General features: G+C 44.2%; 13 protein-coding genes. 3 read left to right on the forward strand and 10 right to left on the reverse strand.

Annotation, left to right across the window (positions count from 1 at the left end; all coding sequences use genetic code 11):
• Window positions 1-31: 31 nt before the first annotated feature.
• Window positions 32-817 (reverse strand): YggN family protein, encoded by a 786-nt coding sequence (locus PNC201_RS00265; protein ID WP_102055818.1) that lies wholly within the window; start codon window positions 815-817, stop codon window positions 32-34.
• A gap of 288 nt (window positions 818-1,105) precedes the next feature.
• Here PNC201_RS00265 and PNC201_RS00270 point away from each other — a divergent pair, with 288 nt between their 5' ends.
• Window positions 1,106-1,291, forward strand: a complete 186-nt coding sequence (locus PNC201_RS00270; protein ID WP_010604204.1) for a PA3496 family putative envelope integrity protein — start codon at window positions 1,106-1,108, stop codon at window positions 1,289-1,291.
• Between the two features lie 178 nt (window positions 1,292-1,469).
• Here PNC201_RS00270 and PNC201_RS00275 read toward each other — a convergent pair whose 3' ends face one another.
• The 3 genes from PNC201_RS00275 to PNC201_RS00285 form a co-directional block, all read right to left on the reverse strand.
• Complete coding sequence (locus PNC201_RS00275) at window positions 1,470-1,916, reverse strand: c-type cytochrome (protein WP_102055819.1); 447 nt, start codon at window positions 1,914-1,916, stop codon at window positions 1,470-1,472.
• A 101-nt stretch (window positions 1,917-2,017) separates the two neighbouring features.
• A complete protein-coding gene (locus tag PNC201_RS00280; protein ID WP_017219384.1) occupies window positions 2,018-2,482 on the reverse strand; it encodes a DUF2721 domain-containing protein in 465 nt (154 codons plus the stop codon).
• Window positions 2,483-2,494: 12 nt separating this feature from the next.
• The gene (locus PNC201_RS00285; protein WP_102055820.1) at window positions 2,495-3,007 is read right to left on the reverse strand and encodes a TlpA family protein disulfide reductase; all 513 of its coding nucleotides are present in this window, start codon (window positions 3,005-3,007) and stop codon (window positions 2,495-2,497) included.
• Window positions 3,008-3,113: 106 nt separating this feature from the next.
• Here PNC201_RS00285 and PNC201_RS00290 point away from each other — a divergent pair, with 106 nt between their 5' ends.
• Window positions 3,114-3,542 carry a YqaA family protein gene (locus PNC201_RS00290; RefSeq protein ID WP_102055821.1) on the forward strand — a complete coding sequence of 143 codons (429 nt, stop codon included), beginning with the start codon at window positions 3,114-3,116 and terminating at the stop codon, window positions 3,540-3,542.
• A gap of 44 nt (window positions 3,543-3,586) precedes the next feature.
• On the opposite strand, the gene folX is transcribed toward PNC201_RS00290, so the two are convergent.
• The 6 genes from folX to PNC201_RS00320 form a co-directional block, all read right to left on the reverse strand.
• Window positions 3,587-3,949 (reverse strand): dihydroneopterin triphosphate 2'-epimerase, encoded by a 363-nt coding sequence (gene folX, locus PNC201_RS00295; RefSeq protein ID WP_095727082.1) that lies wholly within the window; start codon window positions 3,947-3,949, stop codon window positions 3,587-3,589.
• Between the two features lie 7 nt (window positions 3,950-3,956).
• On the reverse strand, window positions 3,957-4,511 hold the full coding sequence (gene folE, locus PNC201_RS00300; RefSeq protein ID WP_010604208.1) for a GTP cyclohydrolase I FolE: 555 nt from the start codon (window positions 4,509-4,511) through the stop codon (window positions 3,957-3,959).
• A 6-nt stretch (window positions 4,512-4,517) separates the two neighbouring features.
• On the reverse strand, window positions 4,518-5,234 hold the full coding sequence (gene folM, locus PNC201_RS00305; RefSeq protein WP_102055822.1) for a dihydromonapterin reductase: 717 nt from the start codon (window positions 5,232-5,234) through the stop codon (window positions 4,518-4,520).
• A 72-nt stretch (window positions 5,235-5,306) separates the two neighbouring features.
• Window positions 5,307-6,143, reverse strand: coding sequence for an ammonia-dependent NAD(+) synthetase (gene nadE, locus PNC201_RS00310; protein WP_010604210.1), 837 nt, complete (start codon window positions 6,141-6,143; stop codon window positions 5,307-5,309).
• Window positions 6,144-6,203: 60 nt separating this feature from the next.
• Window positions 6,204-6,833, reverse strand: a complete 630-nt coding sequence (locus tag PNC201_RS00315; RefSeq protein WP_102055823.1) for a YceH family protein — start codon at window positions 6,831-6,833, stop codon at window positions 6,204-6,206.
• Window positions 6,834-6,928: 95 nt separating this feature from the next.
• Entirely contained in the window at window positions 6,929-10,285 is a 3,357-nt protein-coding gene (locus tag PNC201_RS00320; RefSeq protein WP_102055824.1) for an ATP-binding protein, read from the reverse strand.
• Between the two features lie 188 nt (window positions 10,286-10,473).
• On the opposite strand from PNC201_RS00320, the gene PNC201_RS00325 reads away from it, so the two are divergent.
• The gene (locus tag PNC201_RS00325) at window positions 10,474-12,759 is read left to right on the forward strand and encodes a penicillin acylase family protein (RefSeq protein WP_102055825.1); all 2,286 of its coding nucleotides are present in this window, start codon (window positions 10,474-10,476) and stop codon (window positions 12,757-12,759) included.
• Window positions 12,760-12,768: the final 9 nt, after the last annotated feature.

A 12,768-nucleotide genomic window follows, 5' to 3' on the forward strand; every position in this document is an offset into this window, starting at 1 on the left:
TTAATTAAATGTAAGTTATGCCAACGTCAGATTATTTAAATTTAAACAGTTGGTACTCTGACATGGCGGGGATAGACTTTGCGACAATGGCTTCGTTTTTCGCGATTTGTTCAAAGTCGCCACACAGTGCGTCGGCTTTTTTCTCAATAGATTCTGCCTGTTGTTCAACTTTGGTTTCGATTTGTGTTGCGAAGTTTTCCATACGTTGTTCAAAGCTGCTCATATCACCGTTTGCATCTGACATTTCGTTGCCAATCGCAACCAGTAAGCTACCTATCGATTGCATCATGGCACCTTGTACTGCGGTCTCGATTTTTTCTTCAAACTGATTATCAAAATTTTGGCCAAACTCATCAAAGGTTTGCTTGCCCATCACAAACGCACCTTGCTGATAAAACGTATTTTGCACTTCTGTTTCAAGATCATCGATCACAGCATGGATGCTATCTAAACTGGTTAAATTAAAGGTGTGTGCCACTTCATTAAGGGCGACGCCCGCTAGTTTTATGCCTTCAAAAGCAATATCAGCCACTTGTGGTAGGCGGCCTCTTAGTTCATCACCATATTGCGTGAGCATCGTTTTTTGCTGTGTATTAAGTGCGATGCGCTCGCCATTGAGTGTCAGTTCGCCAAGGTTGTTGATCTCAGCTGTTTTGTTTTTGGCCGTTGTGATCACCAAGTTATCAGGTGTGATCCTAACGTCATTCTGAAATTCTACTTCACAATTGTCACCGCTAAACGTGATGTTATTTTTTTCGTGTGCAGCGACGGTGGTTGTCATCATTGTTGCTGCTGTTAGTAGTAAAATTTTATTCATGGTCGATCCTTATTGGCTCAGTTTCATGATTGTTGTTACAAGAACAGTGCCAAATATAAACCCAAGTAAAATCAATATATTGTGTTATATTGTTGAAAGTTAATGTGCTCTAAAAGTGATGAAATTGACTAAAATATAGTTGTTTTTGTCAAAATGAATTAGGCGATAAAAAATTTTTATTGTAAGGATAAGAAACTCTCACTTTTCAGAATGACAATTTAGCGCTAAATAGTGATCTTGAGAGACGGCTCTCATTTTATTAATGACTATTTTATTTTGGAGTTAGTTGTGGGTAAGACATTCTCTTACGATGCGCTTGATGATGATTTTGCAGACGATGAATTTGAAAAGTTGGGTCGTAACCAACATGACAAGCAAAAGCGTAAAGTCAAAAGAAAGCTAGACGACTACTTAGAGCAAAAACGCCTACGTAGAAATCTAGGCGATGATGATTTCGACTATATTGATGACTGATCATTAAACGTCATCTACGAGTCTAGCACTGACAGTAATTCAATTTGGCTGTGTGATTAAGCAGGGCTGTGGGTTACTCAATGCGATGTCTGAGTTATTGTGTCGTTGGTGATAGCCAAGCAAGTGACGAGATATTCAGATAGTAAGCAGCCGCAAATATGCGGCTGTTTTGTTTTGATTAATCTTTAAAAGATTTATGGCAGTCTTTACAGCCTTTTGCCCAATCTTTAAATGCAGAAGCAATCAGCTTTTTGTCACCTGAGTCAGCTGCAACAGCCAGTGCTTGAGCATACTCGGCAAATTGCTTGGCTTTACCATCGAACTCAGCTCTGTTTGACCAAACGGCTGGTAGGGCATCAGTATTGCCTTTGTCAGAACCGTCGATAAATGCTTCCCAAGGCATTTGCGATAATTGCGCAGCATTGTGAGCACGTTGTTTAAATACTTCGGCATCAAATGGTACTTTGCCTTTTAGCATGTCGCCCATATTGCCAATCTGGAAACGGATCAATTGGAAAGACGCTTTGCGGTATTCAATTGCATCATCAGCCGATTCAAACATAGTGTTAGCTTGTGCTGTTGCTGCAAGACAGCTAAATAGTGTGACGGTAAGTAGTTTCTTCATAGTAAGCCCCTAATATTTTTCCCTATTTTCAATGTAAATTACAAATATAATCAAACAATTGCGATAAGTGCCCTGTGACGAAGGCAACTAGTTTCAAATAATCAGCTCTCGATGTCTTTGAATATCATGCCCCTGCGCATACTGCGGGTGGCTAAAAAGATTTCTCCCAGCAAAGAGACAAATGCGCCAATAAGCAGCACCATAGCGGCGATAAAACAAGACGATAACGTAATGCCCAATGGCATACTGTACAAGTGTGACATGAACAGCAGCATAACCACTGCACACACAAGCAACGCACTGAGTACACTCATGCTAAATGCAACGTGAATAAAACGAGACCGTTTTAATAGTGCGCGCATTTCACGGCTAAAGTGCATTTTGAGCTCTTCATCTTGCGTGGTATTGATCTTGCGATCAAGTAAACGCGCCCTATCCGTGATCCGTGCTAAGCGGTTTGATAGTACCCCTAAGGTCGCAGCAATACCCGTAATTAAAAATACAGGGGCAACGGCGGTTTGGATAACTTTGGCCATCGTGAGAATGCTAACGACTTCTGGATTCATATAGTTACCTCGTTAATTCCAGTTTAGTTTTGATAAGGTGTTGGGTTGCTCACCGAGGAGGGTTTGCATCACTCGGTTGCGTTCATCAAGCAAGATGACTCTAGGAATGCCTTTGTTGGCATACGTGTTGTAGATATCTCGATTGGGATCGGCAACAAAATGGATGGGCAATTGCATGGTTTCGTTGAATTGCTCAAGTGTAGTGTTAGTTTCTTCTCGGCCAATAGCAACGATGGTTAACTCGGCCTGGGTGAGTAATTCAGATTGTTTTAGTTCACTCAATAAGCGTTGCGAATCGGAGCACCAAGTCGCGAATAAAATCACCAGCTTTTTGTGATTAGCATCGAACCTAACAGCTTGGTTTTTGATATCCGTCAATTGCAAATGTTTAAAGGAGTCGCCGGTGTAGATATAGGTCTGATAGCCATCGTCTGCCTGTGGTAGCGCTTCGTTTGAGGCCTTGCAGTCACTAAATCCGGTGGTGAGAACGGTACTAAGTAGTAACATTTTTATTGTTGTTTTCATGTCTATTCCTTGTTTCCGTGTCTGTGTTTTTGAAGTCTTGCGCGCATTTCAGTATATTGCCCCACTTAGATGATTTCTTAAAGTCCAATTTCTTATAGCCGTTGATATGATTTACCTTTCTTTATTTGGGCTTGCATTTATTGCCGCAACCTTATTACCTGCGTCGTCGGAGCTGGCGCTGAGTGGGCTCGTTGTGAAACAACAAGGCGAACTGGTTTGGTTATGGCTGGCTGCGACAATGGGTAATTTACTGGGTAGCTGTGTGAACTATTATCTTGGTTGGTTTATCGCTAAGTGGCGGGATAAGCGCTGGTTTCCGGTTTCTCAACAGCAATATGATAAGGCTTGTGAGCTATTTAATCGTTACGGTAAGTTTTCATTGCTATTTGCTTGGCTACCCATAGTCGGAGATCCTTTGACTGTGGTAGCGGGGTCTTTACGAACCTCTTTTGGGTGGTTTTTTGTGTTAGTTGCGCTCGGTAAAGGCGCTCGTTATGCACTGGTGATTTACCTTGCCTTACAGGTGATTTTTTAACACCAGAAGGCAAGGAAGTGAATATCAGAGTCTTATCGCTTAGTTTAGCTTCTGTACCAATCAAGCGTGAGTGACACTGAGTCAGCAAACCGTAAAGCGTGCGGTTTATCTACAGTGACTTTCGCATACGTCACGTCTCGATGCTGGTGACATTCTGCAAGTATGTCAGCCACTAATTTCTCAAGTAACAAAAAATGCCCTTCTTCTACTAGCGTGATGATTGCCTTGGTCACGGTTTTGTAGTTAAGCGCGTGAGCCACGTTATCATGATCTAAACATGCCGTATCCGCTGGGTAGTGAATTTCAATATTGATCACGACATCTTGCTTTTTCTCCCGCTCCTCGGGATTAAAACCAATAAAGGTACGTAGTCTTAAATTCGTCACCTTAATAATGGCATTCGACATAGCGTGCTTATCCTTTCACTAGCTGTAAAAATTCGTTGCGAGTTTTGGGGTCGCTTCTGAAGTTACCAAGCATGACAGACGTTCGCATACTAGAGTTTTGCTTTTCAACGCCACGCATCATCATACACATATGTTTGGCTTCAACGATCACACCAACGCCTTTTGCACCGGTGACTTCCTCAACGGCCTTGGCGATTTGATGAGTTAGCTGCTCTTGGATTTGAAAACGTCGGGCAAACATATCAACAATGCGGGCAAATTTAGACAAGCCGAGCACTTTACCGTTAGGTATATAAGCGATGTGACAACGGCCAACGAAAGGCAGAAGGTGATGCTCACACATAGAGTACAACTCTATATCTTGGATCAGCACCATGTCATCGGCATCCGAGCTGAATACCGCGTTATTGGTGATTTCATCCAGTGTTTGACGGTAGCCCTGAGTCAGATATTCCATCGCTTTCGCTGCGCGCTTGGGTGTGTCTAATAATCCTTCGCGGTCTGCATCTTCACCCACGGCTTCAATAATCGTTTTATAACTCTGTTGTAATTTATCTTGCATAATGCGTTACCTCAAATGGCGGCCACCGTCGATTTGTACCGTGCGTCCTGTCATATAGTTGCTAGAGAGTATCATGTCGACACTATTGATAACTTCTTTGCTACCGGGCTCAATTCCCATAATAGACTTTTTCAAGGTTTTTGCCTTGTACTCGTCACTATCGTCTTGATTAAAGATGATAAGAGAAGGTGCAATGCTATTCACTTTGATGTTAGGTGCAAACTTAGCGGCAAATGACCGAGTTAAGTTATCTAATGCAGCTTTACTTGCGGCATAGGCAATGTGTTTTGGACTGCCTTTTTCTACTACATAGTCAGTAATATGGATCACATCGCTGACGCTATTACTAGCTGTCAATAAGTCGCTCAAGGCATGATTGATCAAATAAGGGACTTTAGCGTGGATCCGCATCATATTGTCGAATAATGCTGAAAAATCAGGGTTATTGGCTTCACAATCCCAGCTCGATGCATTGTGGATGATGGCACTGAGTGCGTCGGTATGGGCACGAATTTGGTTGTTGAGTTGTGTGATTGCTTCTGGCTCGTCAAAATCGGCCTTGATACAAATGGCACCTAGCGATGCTAGTTCATCGATAACTTGATGTTTGGTGCGATACGTCAATATGATGGCTTGCTGTTTAGCGAGAAAGTGTTTCACCAAAGCAAGTCCAATGCGCTGTGCGCCACCAGTAATTAAAATAGGTGCAGCTGCGGGGCTCATACGTTAATCACCTTGTGAATTGAGAAATTAGGGTTGGCAGGATGAATAACTGGTTATCTCCTGCCAACAAGACTATTGTTCGTCGTATACCGTAGGAATTGGTTGACGCTTGTGTTGGGTGCGCTGATAAATGGCAATAAGTTTGTCGTTTACTTCACTGCTAACGGGCTTACCTTCAAGGAAATCATCAATATTGTCATAGCTTAGTCCTAGCGCTTCTTCATCGGAAAGGCCTGGACGGTCACATTCGAGATCGGCTGTCGGTACTTTATGTACTAGTCCCGCAGGTGCCCCGAGAAAAGCCGCTAGTGCGCGAACTTGGCGTTTTGACAGGCCAAACAAGGGCGCTAAGTCGCAGGCGCCGTCACCAAACTTGGTGTAAAAGCCCGTGATGTTTTCAGCGCTGTGATCGGTACCGACTACTAAACCGCGAGTCAGGCCTGCTATTTCGTACTGCGCTACCATGCGCTGGCGTGCTTTTACGTTTCCTTTAATAAAATCCACGTTGGCTTGGGAAGGCAGTGGCACGCTTCCACCCGCCATGGCAGCAAGTGCTTGCTCGTGCATAGCATCGGCCGCAGGCCTGATGTTGACTGTTAAGCGCTGGCTAGGTTGGATAAATTCGAGTGCAAGCTGCGCTTCATCTTCATCAGCTTGAACGCCATACGGCAAGCGCATGGCAATAAATTTATAAGCCCCAGTACCATGTTCAGCATTGAGTTCATCGATAGCTAGCTGGCATAGGCGCCCACAGGTTGACGAATCAACGCCTCCGCTGATGCCAAGCACAAGAGTGAAGCAGCCAGAGGCTTGTAATCGTGCTTTTAAAAATGAGACACGTCGTTTGACTTCAAATTCTGGGTCAATAATTGGCTGAACTTTCATTTCGGCCATGATTGCTTCACGCATACTGGTTCCTCAATACTATCGGGGCGATAAACTTCTATTATGTTGGTGCTGACGCGCTTTTTAAAGCCCTAAATGTGCTTTGATGGTGGCGAGCTCTTGCTTTAATTGCTCAATCTCGGCGATCAAGCTCTCGATTTCGCTGTCATTTTGTGTGTAGGTTATGGGTTCTGCCGATGTTGTTGTTGGTTCAACGACTTGGTCACCAAACAAGTGTTGATAACGACTTTCTCGTTTTCCTGGTTCTCGGGCAAGCTTAACCACATAATCATGTTCTTGCATCGCACTTAATGTCGACTCAACGTCCTGTACGGAACTGAATTCTGCGAGGCGGCTGCTGCGGGTACGCAGTTCACCTAGGGTTTGTGGTCCACGCAGTAACAACAAACAGATAATCGCTTTTTGTTTCGCGTTGACTTTAAGGTGACCAAAATCACTGTTACAAAAGCGCTGGCTGTACTTGTCGACGCGACCAGACAGTGCTTCGTCGCAGGTAATTAAGCGTTTTTCTTGTAGGCGAGTCAATGTATCTAGCACATCATTTTGAGAGAGTTCCATCACCGGCTCGCGATTTGACTTTTGATTACACGCATTGGTGAGGCCGTTGAGTGACATTGGATATTGTTCTGGGGTGGTGACTTGCTTTTCGATTAAGCTACCCAGTACACGTTGCTCTTGAGTATCTAATTGCATCACTTTCCTTATTTTTGTTGTTGCTGATGAGATTTATAACATCATCTTGATAATAGCAATATAATACCAATATTTACTGTAGCAAAGTGTGCGAGCTAACTTTGTTGGGCCGTAGACGAAGGTGCCTGCATTGTTTGCTGTGGTTTTACTTGCAGAAGTTTGGCTTTTAGCTCATCAAAGTCAATGGGTTTGGTGAGGTAGTCATCCATACCTGCATTGAGGCATTTTTCTCTATCACCTTGCATCGCGTTGGCGGTTAGTGCAACGATCACGCTATTCTGATGGTTTTTTCCGGCAACACCTTGGCGGATCTGCTGTGTTGCCTGATAACCATCCATCACCGGCATCTGACAATCCATTAGAATAACATCGTAAGGTTTGTTAATCGATTGCAAGTGTGCAAGTGCTAACTCTCCATTTTCTTGGCAGACTACTTTTGCACCTAAACGTTCTAACATGGTTATCGCAACGGTTTGGTTTATCCGATTATCTTCCACTAATAAGATTGAGCGTGCTAACAAGGGTTCAGCACTGACCGGTGAATCGGCTTTGACGGATTTCGGCTTGTCTGGATCTTGATAATCAGAGTTGAACACCTGAAGTGCTGCATATGGCGTAATGGGGTAGTACACCCGCTCACAAGAGGAAAATAGCGAGAGCGTTTCACTACTTTGTTCTTCAACGGCAACCACATGAGCGATCTGTTGTTGTGTTAGCTGCGTTTTGAGTGCTTGTTGCTTTTTCCGTGGTATGGCATTGAGTAACTTGGCATCCAAAATAACAGCAAGATGTGAGGATGGTTGTTGTAGCTGAGTCATGAGCATATCAAGTTGCTGCACGTGTAAGCACGTGATATGCCAAGGCTTCAGTAGTTTACTATAGTCTTCATTGATTTCGCTTAATATATATAACGTTGAATTATCAGACTTTTCATGCTCGGTAATGGGTTTGGCAGCAGTTAGTAGCACATTACAGGAGAACGTGCTGCCAACGTGTTCTTTACTAAATGCTTGTAGGTCGCCACCGAGCAATTGAGATAATTGCTTTGCAATGGTGAGACCAAGCCCTGTACCGCCATATTGCCGAGTGGTTGATATATCTGCTTGGGTAAATGAATCAAAAACTTTATTGAGCTTTTCCTTTGATATACCGATACCTGTATCTTCTACACTGCACCAAAGCCGAGTTTGCTCGCCCGTTTGTTCTGTATGGCAGCTTAATGTCACTGAACCATCATGGGTGAACTTAATTGCATTGCTTAGCAAATTATTGAGAATTTGTTTGAGGCGATTCGGATCAGTTTGCGCGGTATGGACTTTCATACCTGATAAATCGATATGCAGCCGGTTATTGTTGGCATCAGCGGCGCGCACAAACCCAGACAGCATATTACTGAGCATCTCGATAAGATCGCACTCAACAAATTCTATCGTTAGCTTACCAGCCTCGATTTTGGAAAAGTCGAGAATATCATTAATTATAGTGAGCAAAGATTTCGCTGAACTATGTGCCAAGGAGAGCTGGTGGTGTTGAGTCGAAGTGAGTTGTGAGTGCATGACAAGCTCAACCATACCCATTACACCATTAAGTGGGGTGCGTATCTCATGACTCATGCTGGCTAAAAACTCAGCCTTCATTTTTGCGGATTGCTCTGCTAAATCTTTATCAATGATGGCTTGATTTTTTGCCTTTTGGTGGGCTTTATTGATAAAAAGGCTTCCTAACATGGCGGCGATAGACTTCATTAAACGGAGATCGCTTTGACCCCAAGGTGGACTTATTATGTCGTACTCTGCACAAAGAACGCCTAAGGTTTGGTTTTTATGACTGATAGGGCAGCAAAGCATCGCCTTAATTTCAAAAGGCTCAAGGTACGTTGTGGTGAGGGCCATTGTTGTTGGGTGGTTTTCAGCTTGTTCCGCCGCAATTATTTGGCCACTCTCAATTTCATTGAATAACGCAGGCGCTATTGCTTTTCGCCAAGGAGGAAAGTGCTCTAAGTTATCCATCGCTGCATTTGAAAAACACACTGGGATCAGCTGGTTTTTATCCTCATTAAATTGCCAAATGCTAACTTTATTAACCTCCACTCCTTTGCTACAGGTATCTGCACAGAGTGTGAGTGCTTTGCTGAGATGGTTATTTAAGATGGCTTCGTGAGAGCTCAAATGGGCAAGGAGCTCATTATTTTTGGCGAATTTATCATGTTCCATCTCCATGATTTTGCGTTTATGAATATTTTGAATGGAACCAAAAATGTGGTTAGTGCGTTTGCCACTGCGAATAGCGCGTGCTTTCACCAGCACCCATAAGTCATCCATCTTTTGGGTTTGGATGATAAATTCTTCTTCGAACTCATGGCCGGTTTTTATAAGTTCATCAATACAGTCTTGCAAGCGCTTTCTGTGCAAACCTGCTTTGAAAAACTCTGTCGTATTCATCCAAGTAGGCTGAAATTGCCTTGACACGCAGAAAATACTACGGGTGACGTCCGACCAAATAATATCACGGGTTTTGACGTTAATTTCCCACGCGCCAACTTCTGCGAGTATGCCCATATTGGTCAGTGATAAGGCATTGCGTTGAAGTTGCGATAGCAGTCGAGTGATAAAGATAAATGCGGCAATAAAGATGACAATCAGCGCGATGATTGCTAAGCGAAAAGGCCATACCGCAGTTACTGCTGGTTGCCAGCCAACGCGGGGCACGGCGTAGAGTTCCCACTCACCGGAGGGCACATTAACACTAAATGCGATGGGGGCAAGCGAATGTATATTACTGTTGCCATAAAAATAATCACCTTCTCGGCCTTTGCCATCCACGCCTTGAATCGCAATCAGGTATTGACTTTCTAATGCGGTAAAGTTTGCTTGTTGATAAAGGTTATCCATATCGAGCACGACAGAGAGTAACCCCCAGAAGTGGGTTTTATCAGTGTAAACTGGAACTCTTGCGATTAAACCAGTCCCGCCCTGAAGTAATTCTAGTGGCCCTGCCATCACGATTTCGCGACTTTCTTTGGCGAGTATTGCGCCGTATTTTTGCGTCGGATGGGTTTGATAGTTTAGGCCTATGGCTTTTTCATTGCCTTTTAAAGGATAAATATAGTCGAGCCGCATATTTGGGGCTGCTCCGATATTGCGAAGGGTTCGGCTACTATCGAATAAGGGTTTTGCGAGCTGTTCGAAGCGAGCTTGAGATAGCTCGGATTGACCTGAAAGGGCAATGCCTAGCCCTCTGACAAGTTGTACATTTTTTGCCAGAATACCCTCTATTTTAGTGCGGTAGACATTCACTTCCTCGGTCGAGCGACTCTTTTCTATTGCGATTAAGCGGCGATAGTTTACTTGATCGACATACCATGCCACCGCAATGATCACGACCAGCAGAAGCCAGAAGCTATATTTCACAAAGCGAAATTTAAGTGGTGATGTCGATAGTTCAGAAATCATGGTGTTTTTGTGTTGAAGACGATGATTTAACTATAGTTCAGTCCTCACAAAGCGAAATCTAATTGAGCAAAATAAAACGTTTTAACTTGATTGTCTTATAACTGTGACACAGTCGAGAATATTGGTTTATTGGCCGATGACATGATATACCTTCCAGCTGTATATTTAGCACATTGTAAAGGATAGCCATGCTTACTTGGATTAAACGAATTGTTGTCGTACTGCTGTTGCTCGTATTACTAGGGACAGCGACCATCTATGGTCTGTTGGCATTGAGCTTGCCAGCACTCGATGGAAAAGGTAGTGCTACGACAATTGAAAATACCGTGACGGTAGCGCGAGATGCGATGGGACAAGCAGTGGTATCGGCGGACTCGCGAGCAGATGCGTCCTATGGTTTGGGCTTTGCGCACGGCCAAGACCGATTTTTTCAAATGGATTTATTACGTCGTAATGCTGCGGGTGAGTTGAGCGAGTTATTTGGTTCCGCTGCAATAGGTTTAGATGAAAGGATGCGATTTCATCAGTTTAGAAAGCGAGCTGAGTTAATTGTACGGTCCTTACCGAGTGCTTATCGATTAACTCTTGAGCGTTATACTCGTGGAGTGAATGATGGTCGAGCGCAATCTGGGTTCACCAGTTTTGAATATTTGCTATTGGGATCAAAACCTAAACCTTGGCAGCCAGAGGACAGCTTGCTAGTTATTTTCAGCATGTATCTAGATTTACAAACAGCCAACTATGAGCGTGATGAAGCCTTGATAGCCCTTAAGCAGCAATATGGTCAAGGTATGCTCGATTTCATTTTGCAGCCCAGCCACCATCAAGCCGCATTAGATGGTAGCGTAATAACGGCACCAACTGCCGCTATTCCAATCTTAGAGCCGCATCTGGCGCAAATTCAGCCCCAGCATATTGAAGATGTACCGTTATATGGCAGTAACAACTGGGCGGTAACCGGTGCGCTGACGAAAACAGGAGCGGCTATGCTATCGGACGATATGCATTTGGGTTTAAGCGTACCATCAATTTGGTATCGCGCGCAGCTAAACTATCAGGAACAGGGTAAAGAGGTACAAGTCACAGGCGTGTCGTTACCTGGCGCGCCTGCCATCGTTGTTGGTAGCAATAATCACATCGCATGGGGATTTACGAATGGCTATCTAGATGCTGCTGATTGGATAGAGCTTAATAGCGACACCAAAACACAGCAGATCGCTGAAGAGATTATGTTACCTAGCGGTGAGGTGCATACCTATCAGTTGGAAATGAGTGCGTTTGGCCCAGTAAAGCAGTTGGGTGATAAAAAGCTTGCGCTGAGTTGGGTTGCTCACCAGCCCTATGCAGTCAATCTAGAGCTCATTCAGCTTGAGCTGTTCTCTGAAGTTGGAGAAGCGACTGCACATGCCAAAAATGTGGGCATTCCAATTCAGAATTTGGTCGTGGTGGATAGTCAAGGTAGTGCAGCGTGGACGCCGATTGGCGCTATTCCTGCTCGCAAGTTTGCTCATGATACTGCGGTGAAGCAGGAAGAGTATGAATCCTCTTGGCAAAATAACGAGAGTATTCGCCCGGTGGTACAAGACCCTGAAAGCGGTAAGTTATGGACTGCAAACGCTCGAGTCGTGTCTGTCGCGGATAATCAACGCTTTGGTGATGGCGGTTATGCGCCAGGTGCACGCGCAGCACAAATTCGTGATGGCCTGATTAGTAAGCAAGTTTTCACCGAAGCAGATTTCTATCAGCTGCAACTAGATAACCAAGCGAAGTTTTTAACGCCTTGGCATGAGCGTTTAGTCACGCTATTGCAAACACAAGACCCAAGCTCCTTTGATAAAGACTTAAAGTTACTTAAAGACTGGCAGGGCTGCGCGTGTGCTGATTCAGTTGGCTACACTTTGGTGAAAGCTTATCGCAATGCCTTGATAGACACATTATATGCGCCGTTAGAGCAGTATTTACAAACGCAGAGCCTGTCGCTGAAGTCTGTTAAAGGTTATTTCGAACCCGGTCTTTGGCAGCTTTTAACTGAGCAGCCAAATAGCTGGCTTGGCAGCTATAGCAATTGGAATGAACTTGAGCTGGCGGCATATCAACTAGCCAAACAAAAACTCAGTGAACGCTATGGCAGTAATATGGCCGCTTGGCGTTGGGGAGATGTGAATGCACTTAAGGTGCAGCACCCATTCTCCAAACAAATGCCTATGCTAAGTGGATTGTTAGATATGCCAACCACACAAGCCTTTGGTGATACCTTTATGCCAGCAGTGCAAGGTAAGTCATTCGGTGCATCACAGCGCTTTATTGCACAACCTGGCCATTTAGAAAATGCGATTTTAACGGTTGCTGGTGGCCAAAGTGGACATCCGCTATCACCATTTTATCGTACGGGGTTTAATGACTATGCTGGAGGAGGTAACACCCCTTTGTTACCGGGCAAAATAACTCATCAGATCGTCATTTCACCTAAGTAAGGCTTTGCA

Origin of the sequence: Pseudoalteromonas sp. NC201, from assembly GCF_002850255.1 — a bacterium.
Taxonomy (GTDB): Bacteria; Pseudomonadota; Gammaproteobacteria; order Enterobacterales; family Alteromonadaceae; genus Pseudoalteromonas.

Coding starts and splice junctions, on each gene's coding strand:
- PNC201_RS00265 (WP_102055818.1), bottom strand. CDS start 817: ATGAATAAAATTTTACTACTAACAGCAGCAACAATGATGACAACCACC.
- PNC201_RS00275 (WP_102055819.1), bottom strand. CDS start 1,916: ATGAAGAAACTACTTACCGTCACACTATTTAGCTGTCTTGCAGCAACA.
- PNC201_RS00280 (WP_017219384.1), bottom strand. CDS start 2,482: ATGAATCCAGAAGTCGTTAGCATTCTCACGATGGCCAAAGTTATCCAA.
- PNC201_RS00285 (WP_102055820.1), bottom strand. CDS start 3,007: ATGAAAACAACAATAAAAATGTTACTACTTAGTACCGTTCTCACCACC.
- PNC201_RS00290 (WP_102055821.1), top strand. CDS start 3,114: ATGATTTACCTTTCTTTATTTGGGCTTGCATTTATTGCCGCAACCTTA.
- folX (WP_095727082.1), bottom strand. CDS start 3,949: ATGTCGAATGCCATTATTAAGGTGACGAATTTAAGACTACGTACCTTT.
- folE (WP_010604208.1), bottom strand. CDS start 4,511: ATGCAAGATAAATTACAACAGAGTTATAAAACGATTATTGAAGCCGTG.
- folM (WP_102055822.1), bottom strand. CDS start 5,234: ATGAGCCCCGCAGCTGCACCTATTTTAATTACTGGTGGCGCACAGCGC.
- nadE (WP_010604210.1), bottom strand. CDS start 6,143: ATGCGTGAAGCAATCATGGCCGAAATGAAAGTTCAGCCAATTATTGAC.
- PNC201_RS00315 (WP_102055823.1), bottom strand. CDS start 6,833: ATGCAATTAGATACTCAAGAGCAACGTGTACTGGGTAGCTTAATCGAA.
- PNC201_RS00320 (WP_102055824.1), bottom strand. CDS start 10,285: ATGATTTCTGAACTATCGACATCACCACTTAAATTTCGCTTTGTGAAA.
- PNC201_RS00325 (WP_102055825.1), top strand. CDS start 10,474: ATGCTTACTTGGATTAAACGAATTGTTGTCGTACTGCTGTTGCTCGTA.